The following is a 15,928-nucleotide window of genomic DNA, read 5'->3' on the forward strand; positions in this document are numbered from 1 at the left end:
TGCTAAACGAGAGCAAAATGTCAGGTTGAAACGGCAGCCCATAGGCCGCAAAAGACGCGTTTTCTACTCTGGTAGCACCCCAAACGACAATGGGAGCCAGTAAGTAGAGTGACACCAGTAACGGCAGTTTTTGGGCAGGAGCAAGGGGTTGCCCCGGGTGCCACTTCAACCAAATGGCTAAGGGAATAGCAATGGGCATCCATAGAGCCACCCATGCCAGGAAAAAGGCTGCAATGCTGAATAAAGCAGAGCGTTCCATGACCCATCCAAACGGTACGAATTCAAGCAGCTAACTCAGTGAGAGGATACTTTAAAAGTGCTGATTGTGACTCAAACTGCCCCCTATATTCCCCAGGGTTAGGAAATGTAGGAGGCGAATGCAGCCCATTTGATACCTTATAAAACAACCTCTAAAATATAGATTGATCAGGCAATGACTTGAGTTTCACACGACTGGATGCTGTAGTTTCTATGCAGGGATAAGAAGTATCGTCGCGAACCTGAACCATTCACAGCTAGAGAGTTGAACGCCAAAGGGCAACTGCATCCCCAGTGATGCTGAACCTTCAGATTCAGTAATACGTCTTACGTCAAACCAATGACAAAGTGCATTCGTCAAACCGCTTTCATCAGGATGCGGATTGTATCTACAGCACTAATGCAGTGGCTAATCAACACATTAGCTGAGCGATCGTTGCAGTTTGGTGTTAATCATCTTTAATTAGTGTTGAAGTAAAACACGCCTGGCGCTATCCCCTCAGCCTATCTAAAGTTATTCCTCTTCATCTTCATCTGCGTAACTGGCAGAACCATTTCGGTCGGCATCAATTTGGATTAAATGGATGTGCTTATAGCCCAACTTAATCTCAAATTCGTCTCCGGGCTTCAAACCCATCTTTTCGGTATAAGTTGAACCAATGACAATTTGTCCATTTTTGTGAACACTGACCCGATAGGTTGGTTCGCGACCACGACCATCTTTAGAGCCTTCAGCACTTAAGGGAGTCCCTTTTGCTTCAAGCAATGCTTCAAAAAAATCGGCGAGATTTACACGCGTCTGACTATTCTTTCCAACTGTGTAATATCCACAGCGCTTTGCTTTTTCGCGCCGGGGCAAATGTGAGAGTTCTTTTACTTTTTGAAGTAACGCTTTCCCCGTTAGCGGAGCAGTCGCAGTCTCAGTCATTGTTCTCAAGTTATCCCTATGATCTTCAAGAATAGACAATAAGAGCTGATGTTTGACGTTCCTCTACCAAAAATATAGCCTTAAATCTCTCTGTTGTGACAAGCACTTGATCAGCTAGATCTTTGACGTGGTGATTCATCAACCCATTCAATCTTATCCTACAGATTTCTATATCAAAATTAAACTCTTTTATAACTCAAAATTCAAGCCGCGAAATGAATTTCAGCATAAGAATCGTACAACCTGAGCTGATATCTGCGTTCAGTCAATTACAAAACTAGTCATTTGATGTTCTAACATTGTTGTCAGGATAAACCAGTGATGTATCTCACTAGAGCCAACACAACAATAAAGCAAAATAGTTCATTTATTGAGGCATGGCACGTTGAATCCTGCGATCGCTAACCCGTCCGATTTGGAAATCATCCTGGCTGAACGGCTACTGAGGGCTATTTCTGTCGATGGGTCACCCATAAGTGTCACTAAGTATCGCTGTGATGAAAACCTACTGTAGCGATACAAGCTTAGAAAATTTCGCTTTAGACTGGTAGATAGCAGCAAGGTTAAACAAGCTCGTTTCTACGCGAATTTGCTTTGTTCTTTGCAGAGGATGATGCTTTTTGAACTGAATTCAGAGAACGATCGACAAGCTAAAGAAACGTTAAGCAACCTCTGTCCTATTAATTTTTAATTTTGAAACCTTGGTTTTGCTTTATGCAAGTTTTGTTCAAGATTGTCCGGCAACAGGCTAATTCTGCCCCTCAATTTCAAACCTATAAGTTAGAGGTTGACCCGGGCAACACGGTTCTCGATTGTTTAAACCGAATCAAGTGGGAGCAAGATGGTAGTCTTGCTTTTCGTAAAAACTGTCGCAATACCATTTGTGGTAGCTGTGGTATGCGAATTAATGGCCGTTCTGCCCTGGCCTGCAAAGAGAGTATTCGTCACGAAGTGGCTCGGCTTCAGCAGATTACTGATGCGAATACATCGGTTAGTCACGATGGCGGTATTCCAACGATCACGATCGCCCCAATGGGCAACATGCCCGTCATTAAAGATCTGATTGTCGATATGACCAGCTTCTGGGACAACCTCAAGGCAGTCGATCCGTATGTGAGTACTGAAGCGAGGCAGGTTCCCGAACGAGAGTTTCTTCAAACTCCAGAAGAGCGCGATCGCCTCAATCAAACTGGCAACTGTATTTTGTGCGGTGCTTGTTATTCTGAATGCAATGCGCGGGACGTTGATCCAACGTTTGTGGGGCCACACGCGCTGGCTAAAGCCTATCGAATGGTCGCTGATTCCAGAGATAGCAAGACGGAGGAGCGTTTAGAGGACTACAGCCAGGGAACCAAAGGCGTTTGGGGTTGTACTCGCTGCTATTACTGCAACGAGGTGTGCCCGATGGACGTGGCACCGATGGATCAAATCGGCAAAATCAAACAGGAGATTCTCGATCGCCAGACGGAGCAAACGAGCCGTCCGGTTCGCCACCGCAAAGTCTTGATTGATCTGGTTAAACAAGGCGGTTGGATTGATGAGCGTCGGTTTGGTTTGCGCGTAGTAGGCAACTCATTTCGGGACATCAACGGAATTGTTAGCCTGGGTCCCCTGGGGCTACGAATGCTGGCCAGAGGCAAGTTCCCCTTCAGCTTTGAGCCATCGGCAGGGACAGCGCAGGTGCGATCGCTCATAGAACGGGTTCAAACGGCCGAGTTAGATACGCCCCCTCAGTCTTAATTCTGCTTCAGCTATCGGCTTAGTGCGCTATTCTCCGAGGTATATCCATTTCTTGCTCACAACGTTTTCTTGCTCACAACGTTTTGCTTCTAACGAGTACTGCACCGATGACTTCTAACGACACGCCTTCTGCCAACGAAACTTCATTAGAATCCTACAATCGGCCTGAACCGGCCTTTGGCTGGACAGCCTATGCCGAACAAATCAATGGCCGTTTTGCCATGATTGGGTTCGTCGCGCTTTTGATTCTAGAATGGTTCACTCGTCAAGACTTTTTTACCTGGGTGGGGTTACGCTAGTTCGATCCAGGTTCAGCGTCTCCGTAACGGTTGCCGGGTGGAGGTAGAGAAACTATCTGCCAGCGCAAAAAGTGAGCCTGTAAACAGGTTCACTCTTTGCGTCCACTCGTCCTACTAAACGCTAACGCACGGTCACGGTATACCGTCCCTGCCCGGTTGAGTCATAGGCGTTTGCAATCACGCGATAGGTGCCTGTGCTAGGAAGAGTGACCGTCAAGGCCGAGTTGCGATCCTCAGGAGAGATGTCGTCATTTTGCCCAAGTAGCTGATCGCCAGGGCCAAGCACAATCAAATAAGTATCGAACTCGTCGCTTGCTAACGTCACTGTCACGGTTTGGCCTGCACTACCCTCAAACGAATGCTCTTGATAGAGACTTCCATCAGAACGGAAGACGGGCGAGCCAGGGCCAAGGACTCCTTCTTCCTGCAAGATCACGCCTCCCGTGGGAGTCGGAGCTGGAGTCGGAGCCGGAGTCTGGGAGTTCGATTGCAGCCTTGCCTGTTGGCTTTGTTGTGTTCTGGCTTGCGGTTGGCTCCCGGCTCCTGTCGTTGCAACTCTGAGGCTATAGTTTCCTGTTTCTCTAGACGAATAGGAATTCGCCAGAATAATGTATGTCCCTGTACTGGGCAGGGTTGTGATCAGACGGGCGTTGGTGTCACCACCACCATCATCATCTTGTGCCAGGTCTGTTCCATCCGGTGCCAGCAATATCAAATAGGAGTCGAACTCAGAGCTGTTCATCTCTATGATGACTTGCTGTCCGGCTGTGCCATCAAAGCTATAGGCGTTGAAGTAGCTATCGTCGGCAGGCAGAATGTAGCTGTTCGAGGTAAGGCTCCCCTGGATTGGGGCACCGTTGAGCGTCACCCGTTGGGCATCATCCGGGGTTGGAATGAGGCGCTGGCGCTGTGCCGTGGTGGGTGCCCGCCCTTCTCGAACGGCTGCCAGAAATGGCTGCACCTGATCAACCGATAGGGCAAAGCCAATGCCAATATTGCCGGATGTTCGTCCAGTGGTGAAAATTGCGTTATTCACGCCAATCATTTCTCCACGGCTGTTCAATAACGGCCCCCCCGAGTTGCCTGGGTTAATCGCTGCATCGGTTTGAATCAAACCTCGCTCTCGATCAATCCGGCTAATGATTCCAGTGGTGAATGTGCCTTGAAACCGGCCAAAGGGATTTCCAATGGCAAAAGCTCGTTGGCCGACCTCAACCGAATTCGGGGCAGCCAGCCGTACACTGGGTAAATTCGTCTGGCCGGAGATACGAACGGCAGCTAAATCTAACCCGTTTTCGCCAAATGCAACGACCTCTCCTTGTATTTCTCTGCCATCCGCTAAAATAACGGTAACGTTGCGAGAGTCCTGCACAACGTGCGCGTTCGTCAACACCAATCCATCTGAATTAATGATTGTGCCGCTACCTTCACCCTCTCCAGCCTTAATTGAGACGACGGCTGGGGCAGCTTGTTGATAAACTCGAACGTTAATACTTTCTTCGGCATCTTGTGCCAAAGCAGTGTGAGATGTGGGCTGCCCCAAACGAGTCAGGCTTAAAAGATCAACTGGAGCGATCGCATTCAGGATGTTCATCCCAGTTGCGGCTCCGAGCACAAGGAAACCTGATGCAGTCAGACGGAGAAATTTGCTGTTCATGCTGCGAGTGTGGTTGACGGCTATCGTACAGAGCTTTAAATACCTAACAGATACCAATAAAGGCGATGCCACTCTGCCTACTTTCTATTTTCCTTCACACGCTTACTTTCATCCTCTGCAAATGACTTTGTTCCGGATCGATGCATTGCCAGGATCAAAGGTTTTGAATGGCGAAAGCTATTGACGTCAGTAGGGGTTAAACACCAGGCCAGAAAACTTGAATAGATAGAACTGGCGAGTACAATCTACCGGTTAGCGATTGTATCTATGATTGATGTCTTTAGAAATGCTTGGCTTGTTCCTTAAAATCTAGCCTGTTCTTCTCGATCTGGCTAACTTTTTCCTTTCGATTAACGTGGAGCAGTCGGTACAGGTAGCGGCTGCCCTGCGCGATCGTACAGCACAATATCCCACTGACCGTTGAGATTAGATTCAAATGCGATCGTGCTTCCATCCGCACTAATGGTTGGATGCCGGACTTCTGCCTTCAGGGATGTGGTCAGGTTACGGGTTTGACGCAACTGGCGATCGTGTAAATAAATGTTGGCTTTCCCCTCCTGGCTTGCCGCAAATACAATGTAGCGGCCATCCTGCGAGATGGCGGGATGGGACGCAACCGTATCAATAGCATTCAACTCTGGTAGCTCGACTAGCCGCCGCTCAACCCAATCGAACAGATAAATATCCTGACTACCGTTGCGGTCTGAGGCAAAAACAATGTACCGATTCGTGACCTGTGGTGAGAGATCCGCAAACGGGCTATTTAGGCTGCGGCCACTGGCATCAACCGGAAAGCTGAGGATGCGAGAGCCAGTGCAACCACTTACTAGACTCAACAGCGCGATCGCCAGAGCAAAAGCAAAAACGTTTACAAACAAGAGGAATAGGGGATGCCCGTTGGCTAGTCTTTAGGGCAAAACAATACGAGTGTAAGGCCAAATGCGTTACATGCCTCAAAGATTTTTTGACCGATTCATTGCCGTTTCGTGGCCGCCACTGAATCAGGCTCCATCACAGCTGGTGCGAGTCGATTGCTGCCGCGATGGCAGGAGCCAGATGGGAGCCACCACGACGACACGCCATGAAGCACCGCCTAATTTCTGTCGGGAAGATCTAGCTCAATTCTGGAGCCGCGATCGATGACTTCGACATCCCATTGTCCCTGCTGTCCCGTTTCGAAGGTGATATAGCGCCCGTTGGGACTGATACTGGGGTTCCGTACCCAACCTCGATAGCCAACAGTCAGTCCTTGAATTTGACCCGTTACCCGATCGTAAAGCTGAATTTCGGGCCTGGCGCGATCGCTGGCGACATACACAATATACCGGGCTGTGTTGCTAATACTAGGACTTTCTGCAACAGCGTCTCCCCGATTCAACCGGGGTAATTCAATGAACTGCTGTTGCCGCAGATCATAAAGCAGGATATCGCGCCCGCCGTTTCGGTTGGAAACATAGGCCATAAACCGACCATCTCCGCTGAGGCTGGGCTGCTCGTCGTTGTATCGGCTGTTCAGTGTGCCAGATGACCTGACGATTGGTTCGCTGCTCGGTTGGCAAGCACTAAGGATGATCAACCCACAAAAAACCACCGCTAAACTCAGCGGACGGTAAGTGCGGCTGTTGATGGGACGCAAGCGCTGGTTACTCGAACCCAGTTCCCGGCTCATCATCTGAGTAATCGACGGGTTGATAATCAACGTAGTCGGCAGATGATTGCTCTGAACGGACGCTGCGTCTGGCCGAGCCGCCCTGGGATCTGCTTCGTCTACTTTTGCTGCTAGCAGAACCGGAACTTCTTGCAGACGAGCGGGAGGCAGCAGAACCACGGGACGAATCGGCAAAATCATCATCCCATACGCTATTGACACCCGGTTGCTCCGATGGGCGACCTTCCGGACGAGCAGATGGGCGACGCTTCCGAGGGCGATCGCTGCTGGTTGCTCCATACCGTTCATCGCTAATACTGCGGCTACTCGGAGGGCGACGGCGCACTTCATCACCATACTCTTCCACTGGCGCAGGGCGACCGTCACGCGTTCCCCGAATGCGACGCGTCACGGTTCGCTGCTCTTCCAGGGGCGTTAGCTCATCCAGCTCGGCTCGATAAACCCGGCTAACCGGACGCTCATCGTCAACAACGGGCGTAGAGCGTTTGGCCTGCTCGGTGGCAACTCCACGCAGACGAATTGCTTCAAAGGCAAACCAGATGGTGGAACCCGTTAGCATGAACTGCCCAAATTGCAGAATTGGGTCTTGCCGCCAGCCTTGAAAGAACAAAATACCGCCGCACAATAGGGCAACTGCGGCAAAGAAAATGTCGTGATCCCTTGCTAAATTGGGACGTACAGAGCGCAAGAAATATAATCCTGCCCCTGAAACCGCGAGCGCAATGCCCACCATGCTGCTCCAGCTCAGCCCGACATTTACCATTGCTTTTCTCCGTGAGTACGTCCTAATCTTAGCGATTTTAAGAATGAAACCTCTACTATAGCCGAGCCGTTAAACCTCAGATGTGATCTGATGAACCCTTGGCAATTCATCGGCTCACCCGAGGGTAGGCGATGGCGATAAAAAGCCCCAGATTCGAAATGTTGACAGCGGATGGCTGTTTTTCATTTCTAGTTTCTGAGGCTGACAAATCATCAAACTATACTGTGTTGAAGCTTGCTGTGTTGAAGCTATAGCTGCACCAGCGTTGAATGCTGGTGCAGCAAATGAGTGGATGGTTAAGAGCGCTGAATCTTGTCTTTTTGGCTGATGAAGATCAGACCAACTACGATGGGAACGACTACAACGACTGCACCGGCTAGCAGGCTGTACAGAAAGTTTGCTAAAGATGGTGTCATAAAATCTTTGTCCTTGTTCGGGCAACCTCTTCATAAACAATCTTATCGGTCTATTAATCCTTTGAGAAGAGACTTGCTCGGAATATTTCGGCAGAATGGCGAGCTGATCCGGGTTTAGCGTCGAAAGCGAATCGCGGTAAAATATGAAGTGGCTCAGTAACAAAAATTAAAGATTTAACGGTTACCATGACTTCTGCTGCGATCGCCACCTGGATTCTCGGCCCCCTGGTAGGGGTGATGATTCTGCTGTTTATTCTTCGTATTGTGTTGACCTGGTATCCCCAGGCGGATCTCAACCAACTGCCCTATAATCTGGTTGCCTGGCCTACCGAACCGTTCCTGGTGCCGCTGCGTCAGATTGTGCCTCCTCTGGGTGGGGTCGATATTACCCCCATCATTTGGGTAGGAATTTTTAGCCTGTTACGAGAACTGCTGCTGGGTCAACAGGGCCTTTTAACCATGATGACGTACTGATGACGTACTGACGGCAATGGCTTATCGTTCTGCTTTCTCCTGGAGCGATCGCATCAGTTCTTCAACGAAATTGGTATACACGTGGCCTTGGGCAAACTCTATGCTGTCCAGAATCTTTTGATGAAAGCTGATGGTGGTGGGCAGCCCGGTGATAGCACACTCACGCAGCGCTCGCCTCATGCGCTGAATTGCAGATGCGCGATCGGGTGCCCAGACAATCAGCTTACCGATCAAGGAATCGTAGTAGGGCGGAATTTCGTAATCAGTATACACATGTGAGTCCATCCGCACACCAGGGCCACCGGGCGGCAAATATCCACTAATTCGTCCGGGTTGAGGGCGAAAGTTGTGGTCTGGGTCTTCTGCATTAATGCGACACTCAATCGTGTGTCCTCGAAATTGCACCTGCTCTTGAGTAAGCGCCAGTTCTGCACCTTGAGCAATTCGGATTTGTTCCGCAATCAGATCTAGCCCGGTAATCATCTCGGTGACTGGATGCTCGACCTGAATCCGGGTATTCATTTCCATGAAGTAAAAATGGCCGGATTGGTCGAGCAAAAATTCAACGGTTCCGGCTCCTACATATCGAATGGCTTGGGCTACCCGGACGGCAGCGGTGCCCATCTTATCTCGCAATTCCTGACTCAGGGCAGGACTGGGCGCTTCCTCTAGCAGTTTTTGGTGGCGACGCTGAATTGAACAGTCTCGCTCGCCTAAATGAATGACATTGCCATACATGTCTGCCAGGATTTGAAACTCGATGTGACGAGGGCGTTCAATAAACTTTTCTAAGTACACCCCTGGGTTGCCAAACGCCGCTTCAGCTTCACCTTGCGCGGCCAAAAACGATTTGACCAGTTCGCTTTCGTGCCGCACCAGGCGCATACCCCGTCCACCCCCGCCCGCCGTGGCTTTAATCATCACGGGGTAGCCGATTTTGTCGGCGATCGCCAATGCTTCCCGGTCATCGGTCAAGAGTCCTTCACTCCCCGGTACCGTAGGAACGCCGATTCGTTGCATCGTCTTGCGAGCTGTAGACTTATCGCCCATAGCCTGCATCGCCTCTGGAGATGGGCCAATAAACGCAATCTGGTGGTCGGCACAAATTTCTGCGAAGCGGGCGTTTTCGGCTAGAAAGCCGTAACCAGGGTGAATAGCCGTCGCGTTACGAGTCAGAGCCGCTGCAATGATATTGGGAATGTTGAGGTAACTCTTGCTGCTCGGCGGTTCACCAATACAAACGGCTTCGTCGGCCAACTGAACATGAAGGGCGTGGCGATCGATCGTTGAATGGACAGCGACGGTAGCAATCCCCATCTCCTCACAAGTGCGGAGAATGCGAAGAGCAATTTCTCCTCGATTAGCAATCAGAATCTTGTCAAAACGCATCTTCCGTATAGTCAGGTGAGGATGACGTGAAATAGAATTTTCCGAGTCACCTTAGCAGTCAAGCTTCAGCAGTGTAGCGGAGAGGCGCAATCTCGTAAACAGAGACAGGGATTCGGAACACGAATATTCAGGAGTTAATCCTACCACGCAGCCGCGCCCGCTTAGGCATCATTTGCCACAAGCAAGGGCACCCTGATCAAGAGTGCCCTTGTCTAAATCTGGTTAGAAGATGAGGTCAGATCGAGAACTAACCCCAGGCTCCGAATCAGCGATATTGCTCACGAACTTAGCTGTTGCCAGTAGCCAGTTCTGTGGCACCCCGAGACCGACGACGAGTCAAGCTATTGAACAGCATTTGGCCGATCGCCTTGACCAGGTTGCCTTCTAGCTCTTGGAAGAGTTTCATATTCATCCCAAACGCAGCATTAGCCTCATCCACGATGCGATCGGCCATGTCATCGTCAATCGGCAGCTCGTCTAAAGACTGACGATACTTCGCCTTAAACTGTTTTTCGTCCGGAATAGCTTCAAACTCATAGAAAGCCGTTCCTTCGCCGCTGGACAGGTTCATTGCCCGCTGAGCAATGTTTTTGAGAATTTGTCCACCCGACAAATCGCCCAGGTAGCGAGTGTAGGAATGAGCGACAAGCAGCTCTGGCTCTGTGTTGGAAATATCGCGGATTCGCTGGATGTATGCTTGAGCCGCGGGCGAAGGAGCAACCTGCTCTCGCCAGTTACCGCCATAGTAGTAGTACAAGTCCTGCTCAAGGCTTTCCTTGCGGTTCAGTTCAGAAAAATACACCTTGGACAGAACCGGATGCTGGCGGTGCCGTTCCATTTCTTCTTCCATTGCCGAGTAGACAAAGTAAAAGTTGGACACTAACTTCCGGTAAGAGCTTTTCTCAACAACCCCTTTAAGAAAGCATTTTACAAAACCAACGTTCTCAGCCATCGTATGGGCTTTTTTGGTGCCCTCTCGCAGCTTGGTTGCTAAATTACTGGTCATGCTAAATTTCCTAATGTTCTCGACACGAAATTTTGTCTACTGGAGTATCTGCATTTACAGAAGCGCTGAAAAGCCACCTAAATTGTTACAGTAGTCTGATTTGATGAGTGGTTTTATTAAAAATTTTTACGTAACGCGGCTGATTCTGAGGTCAGGCGATCGATTCACCCGGCAACCTTAAAGACATTGATGCCAATTGGCTGTGAATTGATACAATCCTGCTAAGATTAAAGGTAAGCATAATTACTTATTGAACCAGTCGCACTGGGGAGTGAATCTGCAAGAATAGCAAAAGCAGCGTAAAGCACCCATTTGTTTTTGGAGCGTTTTTTGCTGCCTATTCATTTCGGTGGTCAGATTTTGATAGTCAGATTTGATCCCTTGCTAAGACTAACTCTTGAGAGGCAAACTCGCAAAAGTGTATGATCTGGTTCATCATCTGGCGAACTATTTTAGTAAATACAGAGGGCAAGACGCAGTGATTAGAGTAGCGATCAACGGTTTTGGACGTATCGGACGCAACTTCATGCGGTGCTGGACTACCAGAGAAGCAAGTAATCTGGAACTGGTGGCTATCAACGATACCTCTGACCCCAGGACTAATGCTCACCTGTTGCGATATGACTCGATGCTAGGCAGGCTCGATGCAGATATCTCTGCTGACGATAGCTCCATAACCGTTAACGGTAAGACTGTTAAATGCACGTCCGATCGCAACCCTCTTAATCTCCCCTGGAAAGCGTGGGATATCGATCTGGTGATTGAGTCTACCGGAGTGTTTACCAGCCGGGAAGGTGCTGCAAAGCATTTAGAAGCAGGTGCCCGTAAGGTTCTAATTACCGCTCCTGGCAAAGGCGACGATGGGACGTTTGTCGTCGGTGTGAACCACCATGACTACGACCATCAAAAGCATATCGTGATCAGCAATGCGAGCTGTACCACAAACTGTTTGGCTCCTGTTGCCAAGGTTTTGCATGAAACCTTCGGCATTGTCAAGGGGACGATGACGACCACTCACAGCTATACGGGCGACCAGCGCTTGCTGGATGCCAGCCACCGTGACTTGCGTCGTGCAAGAGCAGCGGCTCTCAACATCGTGCCAACAACAACAGGTGCTGCTAAGGCGGTCGCTCTGGTGTTGCCAGCGTTAAGCGGAAAACTGAACGGAATTGCGCTGCGGGTTCCTACTCCTAACGTCTCAGTCGTAGACTTGGTCGTTCAAGTAGAAAAGCCAACGATCACAGAGCAGGTCAATGACGCGCTGCGGAGTGCGGCTGAAGGGCCACTCAAGGGCATTTTGGCGTACAGCGATTTACCTCTGGTTTCCTGCGATTATCGTGGGCACGACGCGTCATCGATTGTGGATGCCAGCCTCACCATGGTGATGGGGGGTGACATGGTGAAAGTGGTGGCCTGGTATGACAACGAGTGGGGCTATAGCCAGCGCGTTGTTGATATGGCAGAAGTAGTGGCTGAGCACTGGGTGGCTTAAGTGACTTAAGGCGGCATAAGAGTGCAGGTTGGTAGGCAAACAGCTTAAGGTCTGAATCCTGCCAATCTGCATTTGCTTTTGGTTTGAAGGTTGAGTTACAGGTCGATGTCGCCCTGGGACATGCCGGGTGCTTCAAATTTGTACCCTACTCCACGCACCGTTTGAATTAAAGCGGGTTGAGTGGTGTCAATCTCAATCTTCTTGCGAATTTGCCCGATGTGGACATCTACAACGCGTTGGTCGCCAACGTATTCGTAGTCCCACACTTTTTGAATCAGCTCTGCCCGTCGCCAGACGCGGCCAGGATGGCTTGCCAGGAAATGCAGCAAGTCGAATTCTAAAGCAGTTAAGGGCACAATATCGCCATTCAGGGTAACTTCTCGCCGAACCGGATCAATCGTTAATCCATTGAACGAAAGGCATTGCTGTTCGGCTGTGGTGACGGGGCGTTGACGTTTAAGGATTGCCCCCACTCTGACTTCTAGCTCGCCCAGGCTAAACGGTTTCGTTAAGTAATCGTCTGCGCCCTGGGAGAAGCCTCGGATCTTGTCGGCTTCATCGCTGCGGCTAGTCAACATCAGTACGAACACTCCAGTGCGACTTTGCATTTCCTGGCAAAGGGCATAACCAGTTGCGTCTGGCAAGTTAACATCTAGAATCACTAAGTCTGGATTGAACTGCTCAAAAATTGCCATTGCCGTTTTTCCGTCCTCAGCAGATTCCATCTGATAGCCCTGCTTTGACAAAAAACGATGAATTAACGTCCGAATTGAAGGATCATCATCAACTACGAGAATCTTGGCTGGGGCCATGGACATAACCTTATGTTGAGCTATGAAGAAACATCAATGAGGTGGTTGCGAAGGCTGGATAGATAACATGCTGGAATCTGACGATCGCCATCTCTATATAAGTAGATTCACAACAAATTTGTATATCCAGCACGTTATGCAGTTCTTGGAACAATTATCGTTTCATAAATCAGCAATGCAAATACCCGTGCTCATGATTCTAATGAGCTTAGGGGCAGATCCACCGCTCGTAAGAATCTTTTGTTAACTCTGTTTCCGAAAAGGAGTCAGGCGGTTACACTAATGGCAAGCAGCTTAGCGTGGGGCAGTAAATACTGAACTCCCGTAGGTCTCCTGATTTTCCTTATTGCCAATCATAATCGAATATAGAGGGAGTCTTCTGGAGGTTGTAGATGAGTGAGCAAAATCACTACGAAAAGCTTGGGGTAGACGAGAGCGCCTCATTTGACGAAATTCAGGATGCACGTAATCGCTTAATCATGCAATATAGCGCCGATCGCAAACAAGTAGAAGCGATCGAATCTGCCTACGATGCCATCCTGATGGATCGGTTGCGGCAGCGTCAAGAAGGAAAGATAAAAGTTCCAGATCGAATTCGGTTTCCAGAGCGGGTAGTCGAGCCTCCTCCTGAGTTTACTCCAGCGCCTCCTAAACAAACTCCAGACTGGTTACAGCGTTTCGTTGATACCCCTAGCCAGTCGGATATTTTGTGGCCAGCAGGTTTGTTTTTGGGCGTTTCCTTACTCAGTTTCAGCGCTCCGTCGCTGGCTTTGGCGTTGGGCGTAGGGTTCAGTCTCTACTTTCTCAACCGCAAAGAGCACAAGTTTGGTCGAGCGTTTCTGCTGACCCTGGTTGGCTTGATTGTTGGCGTGGTGTTGGGCTTACAACTGGGTGCCCTGGTTGCGGCTCAACTGGCCGGGTTCAATCTTGAAGTGACTTCGCTGGCGGCACTGGTGGCACTCTTTATCCTCTGGCTGATGAGCAGTTTTTTGCGGTAGATTATGCTGCCTGAGACAGAATCAAGTCTACTGCTGTGCTGAGATTGGGTGTAAGCCAATCAGGCTCGTGCTGTGAGAGTTGGGTGCGATCGCGAATCCCGCAAAGCACCCCAATGGATTTAACGCCATGAATTTTGGCTGCAATAATATCCGCCTCAGTATCACCTATCATCCATGTTTCAGCGGTTGAAGGACGCTCGGAAAGCGCCTTTTGCATCAACAACGGTTTGTCTTTAACATCGGATGCCTTGACGTAATCATTGCTGAGGCAATAGCGGCGATCGCTGGGAAAGAAGGATGTGAGGTGATAGCGATTGAAAGCATCTTCTAGCTCGCACTCTCGCCGCATGGTCATCACAGCTAAGTCTATGCGGAGGGTCTGAAGCCGTTCTAGGGTCTCAATGGCTCCGGGGACAGGCGTATCGTATTTCAGGTAGGGTGCCGTATGAACCGTGGTGCGCCGCAGCGATGCAAAGGTGCTGGCCTGTTTCTGATCTAACCCGGAGAGGTGGCCGATCTGGCGCTCTGGTACCTGCGATCGCTTCAACCGCCAAAACTCGCTTTTAGAGAGCCTGTTCACCGCTTGCCCTGGATGACAAGACTCTGCCAAACAATATAAATAAACGCGGTAATATCGCTCTGAAACGTCCATGATTGGCCCGTCAAAGTCCGTAATAATTCTCAGCATTTGGCAGAGGTTATCGAGTAACGTTTATTTAATTTTTATTTAATTTTATAACAGATATGTCTGTTTCCAGAACAACAGCTTGGATCTAGACGGTTCATTCCGAGGTCAAATAGGAAGAAGTTAGACCCTTCCCGGTCACTCTTTAGCTCTTAACCCTGGGACGCTATCAGGACAACCAAGGCCAACAGATTTTTTAGCTCAACACACTGACGAAGGGACGATTAGCCTCGCCGAGCAACGTCTGTTGAGGACTTCAGCCCTCTATCTGGGTGAAGCGTGGGTGTTGAAGCGACGTGAGCGGATTTCTCATTGAGGGCTGACGGGTGCTTGCTGGTCGCAGAGAAGCCCCGTGGGCAAACCGTCAATGCTATGCTGATTTTTCTCTTGCCAATACTTCAAAATTCCGTCTTCGCCTTTCTTTTCGGCCCAAGTTAATAGCGTTTCTCGACCTTGCTTGAATTCGTACATTGGAACGCCAAACCCGCATGATGTTTGCACCGCCTCAACGCTCAGCACGACGATTTGCCGTTTACCGGGCAGCAAGTCGAAGTGGGGGCAAACCTGTTGCCATTCGTCAGATCGGGGTTGAATCGCTTTCCCCAGTCCATAAAGCCGCAGAATAAGCGGCTGTTCTGAAAAACTGCAAAACATAATGGTCATACGGCCATTCTCTTTGAGATGAGCCGCCGTTTCGTTGCCGCTGCCGGTTAAGTCTAAATAGGCAACGGTGTTGCGATCGAGGCATCTAAAGGTATCAATCCCCTTGGGAGAAAGGTTTACTCGCCCCTTCGATGGAGCGGTTGCCGTAAAAAACAGCTTTTGTTCGGCAATAAACTGCTCTAGCTCGTCGGTCAGCTCGGTGTAAAACTTAGCCATGTTAACTGAAGGATGGAATGGGATAGCACTTACGGCAAGAAGCGATCGAGGGCTGCTTTAAGTTCTTCCAGTTCAACTTCAATATTGCCTTCCTTTGCTGCCCGCCCCACGCATTCGGTCAAATGTTCGTCTAAAATGATGCGTGCAACCCGATCGAGCGCACCACGAACGGCAGCAACCTGAATCAACACATCAGGACAGGGACGGCTCTCTTGCACCATAACCTTGATGCCGCGAATGTGTCCTTCGATGCGAGAGAGGCGATTCACAACTCGTCGTAGAGATTCCTCGCTGTGGACATGCGGATGCGGGGACGGCTCATTGCCATGATGATGCTCAGGCTGATCGGGAATCGGTTGGGGCTGAGGTAACTCAAAAGCTGTCATTTGAATACGTTTGGGAATATATTTGGATAGTTAACACAGGACTGAGCAATAGTCCATCTAGATTCTCTAAATGAGGA

General features: G+C 49.7%; 18 protein-coding genes and 1 pseudogene. 6 read left to right on the top strand and 13 right to left on the bottom strand.

All coding sequences use genetic code 11. From position 1 onward, the window contains the following. A pseudogene (locus tag IQ268_RS11420) lies at positions 1–259 on the bottom strand (CPBP family intramembrane glutamate endopeptidase); the annotation flags it as partial. Between the two features lie 339 nt (positions 260–598). Between IQ268_RS11420 and IQ268_RS32855 the strand changes: the two are divergent. Then, the gene (locus IQ268_RS32855; protein WP_255527173.1) at positions 599–721 is read left to right on the top strand and encodes a hypothetical protein; all 123 of its coding nucleotides are present in this window, start codon (positions 599–601) and stop codon (positions 719–721) included. Positions 722–772: 51 nt separating this feature from the next. On the opposite strand, the gene IQ268_RS11425 is transcribed toward IQ268_RS32855, so the two are convergent. Then, the gene (locus IQ268_RS11425; protein ID WP_193878614.1) at positions 773–1,186 is read right to left on the bottom strand and encodes an AbrB family transcriptional regulator; all 414 of its coding nucleotides are present in this window, start codon (positions 1,184–1,186) and stop codon (positions 773–775) included. Between the two features lie 714 nt (positions 1,187–1,900). Between IQ268_RS11425 and IQ268_RS11430 the strand changes: the two genes are divergently transcribed. Both IQ268_RS11430 and IQ268_RS11435 read left to right on the top strand, forming a co-directional pair. Further along, a complete protein-coding gene (locus IQ268_RS11430) occupies positions 1,901–2,926 on the top strand; it encodes a succinate dehydrogenase/fumarate reductase iron-sulfur subunit (RefSeq protein WP_193878616.1) in 1,026 nt (341 codons plus the stop codon). A gap of 107 nt (positions 2,927–3,033) precedes the next feature. Next, positions 3,034–3,225: a chlorophyll a/b-binding protein gene (locus IQ268_RS11435; RefSeq protein WP_193878618.1), complete on the top strand. Its 192-nt coding sequence runs from the start codon at positions 3,034–3,036 to the stop codon at positions 3,223–3,225. A 121-nt stretch (positions 3,226–3,346) separates the two neighbouring features. On the opposite strand, the gene IQ268_RS11440 is transcribed toward IQ268_RS11435, so the two are convergent. The 5 genes from IQ268_RS11440 to psbX form a co-directional block, all read right to left on the bottom strand. Next, complete coding sequence (locus IQ268_RS11440; RefSeq protein WP_193878620.1) at positions 3,347–4,882, bottom strand: trypsin-like peptidase domain-containing protein; 1,536 nt, start codon at positions 4,880–4,882, stop codon at positions 3,347–3,349. Between the two features lie 350 nt (positions 4,883–5,232). Next, complete coding sequence (locus tag IQ268_RS11445) at positions 5,233–5,760, bottom strand: Tol biopolymer transporter periplasmic protein (RefSeq protein ID WP_228035273.1); 528 nt, start codon at positions 5,758–5,760, stop codon at positions 5,233–5,235. A gap of 215 nt (positions 5,761–5,975) precedes the next feature. After that, positions 5,976–6,554, bottom strand: a complete 579-nt coding sequence (locus IQ268_RS11450) for a biopolymer transporter Tol (protein ID WP_228035274.1) — start codon at positions 6,552–6,554, stop codon at positions 5,976–5,978. Next, positions 6,526–7,314: a Ycf66 family protein gene (locus tag IQ268_RS11455; RefSeq protein WP_193878622.1), complete on the bottom strand. Its 789-nt coding sequence runs from the start codon at positions 7,312–7,314 to the stop codon at positions 6,526–6,528. The genes IQ268_RS11450 and IQ268_RS11455 overlap by 29 nt, the downstream gene beginning before the upstream one ends. Positions 7,315–7,610: 296 nt before the next feature. Continuing rightward, positions 7,611–7,730 carry a photosystem II reaction center X protein gene (gene psbX / locus IQ268_RS11460; protein ID WP_193878624.1) on the bottom strand — a complete coding sequence of 40 codons (120 nt, stop codon included), beginning with the start codon at positions 7,728–7,730 and terminating at the stop codon, positions 7,611–7,613. 186 nt (positions 7,731–7,916) lie between these two features. Between psbX and IQ268_RS11465 the strand changes: the two genes are divergently transcribed. Then, positions 7,917–8,204, top strand: coding sequence for a YggT family protein (locus IQ268_RS11465; protein WP_193878626.1), 288 nt, complete (start codon positions 7,917–7,919; stop codon positions 8,202–8,204). A 21-nt stretch (positions 8,205–8,225) separates the two neighbouring features. Here the strand turns inward: IQ268_RS11465 and accC are convergent, their stop codons facing one another. Then, positions 8,226–9,593 (bottom strand): acetyl-CoA carboxylase biotin carboxylase subunit, encoded by a 1,368-nt coding sequence (accC, locus tag IQ268_RS11470; protein ID WP_193878628.1) that lies wholly within the window; start codon positions 9,591–9,593, stop codon positions 8,226–8,228. A 286-nt stretch (positions 9,594–9,879) separates the two neighbouring features. Beyond that, positions 9,880–10,599, bottom strand: coding sequence for a heme oxygenase (biliverdin-producing) (locus IQ268_RS11475; protein ID WP_193878630.1), 720 nt, complete (start codon positions 10,597–10,599; stop codon positions 9,880–9,882). A 478-nt stretch (positions 10,600–11,077) separates the two neighbouring features. Here IQ268_RS11475 and IQ268_RS11480 point away from each other — a divergent pair, with 478 nt between their 5' ends. Then, positions 11,078–12,091 carry a type I glyceraldehyde-3-phosphate dehydrogenase gene (locus tag IQ268_RS11480; RefSeq protein ID WP_193878821.1) on the top strand — a complete coding sequence of 338 codons (1,014 nt, stop codon included), beginning with the start codon at positions 11,078–11,080 and terminating at the stop codon, positions 12,089–12,091. A gap of 95 nt (positions 12,092–12,186) precedes the next feature. Here the strand turns inward: IQ268_RS11480 and IQ268_RS11485 are convergent, their stop codons facing one another. Continuing rightward, positions 12,187–12,903 carry a response regulator transcription factor gene (locus IQ268_RS11485; protein WP_193878823.1) on the bottom strand — a complete coding sequence of 239 codons (717 nt, stop codon included), beginning with the start codon at positions 12,901–12,903 and terminating at the stop codon, positions 12,187–12,189. Between the two features lie 392 nt (positions 12,904–13,295). On the opposite strand from IQ268_RS11485, the gene IQ268_RS11490 reads away from it, so the two are divergent. Continuing rightward, positions 13,296–13,901: a CPP1-like family protein gene (locus IQ268_RS11490; protein WP_193878632.1), complete on the top strand. Its 606-nt coding sequence runs from the start codon at positions 13,296–13,298 to the stop codon at positions 13,899–13,901. 1 nt (position 13,902) lies between these two features. Here the strand turns inward: IQ268_RS11490 and IQ268_RS11495 are convergent, their stop codons facing one another. The 3 genes from IQ268_RS11495 to IQ268_RS11505 form a co-directional block, all read right to left on the bottom strand. Next, the gene (locus tag IQ268_RS11495) at positions 13,903–14,589 is read right to left on the bottom strand and encodes an HAD family hydrolase (RefSeq protein WP_193878634.1); all 687 of its coding nucleotides are present in this window, start codon (positions 14,587–14,589) and stop codon (positions 13,903–13,905) included. A gap of 306 nt (positions 14,590–14,895) precedes the next feature. Continuing rightward, entirely contained in the window at positions 14,896–15,465 is a 570-nt protein-coding gene (locus IQ268_RS11500; RefSeq protein WP_193878636.1) for a pyridoxamine 5'-phosphate oxidase family protein, read from the bottom strand. Between the two features lie 29 nt (positions 15,466–15,494). Then, positions 15,495–15,851, bottom strand: coding sequence for a metal-sensitive transcriptional regulator (locus tag IQ268_RS11505; protein ID WP_193878638.1), 357 nt, complete (start codon positions 15,849–15,851; stop codon positions 15,495–15,497). Positions 15,852–15,928 lie beyond the last annotated feature (77 nt).

It is taken from the genome of Oculatella sp. LEGE 06141, assembly GCF_015207605.1.
GTDB lineage: Bacteria > Cyanobacteriota > Cyanobacteriia > Elainellales > Elainellaceae > Oculatella.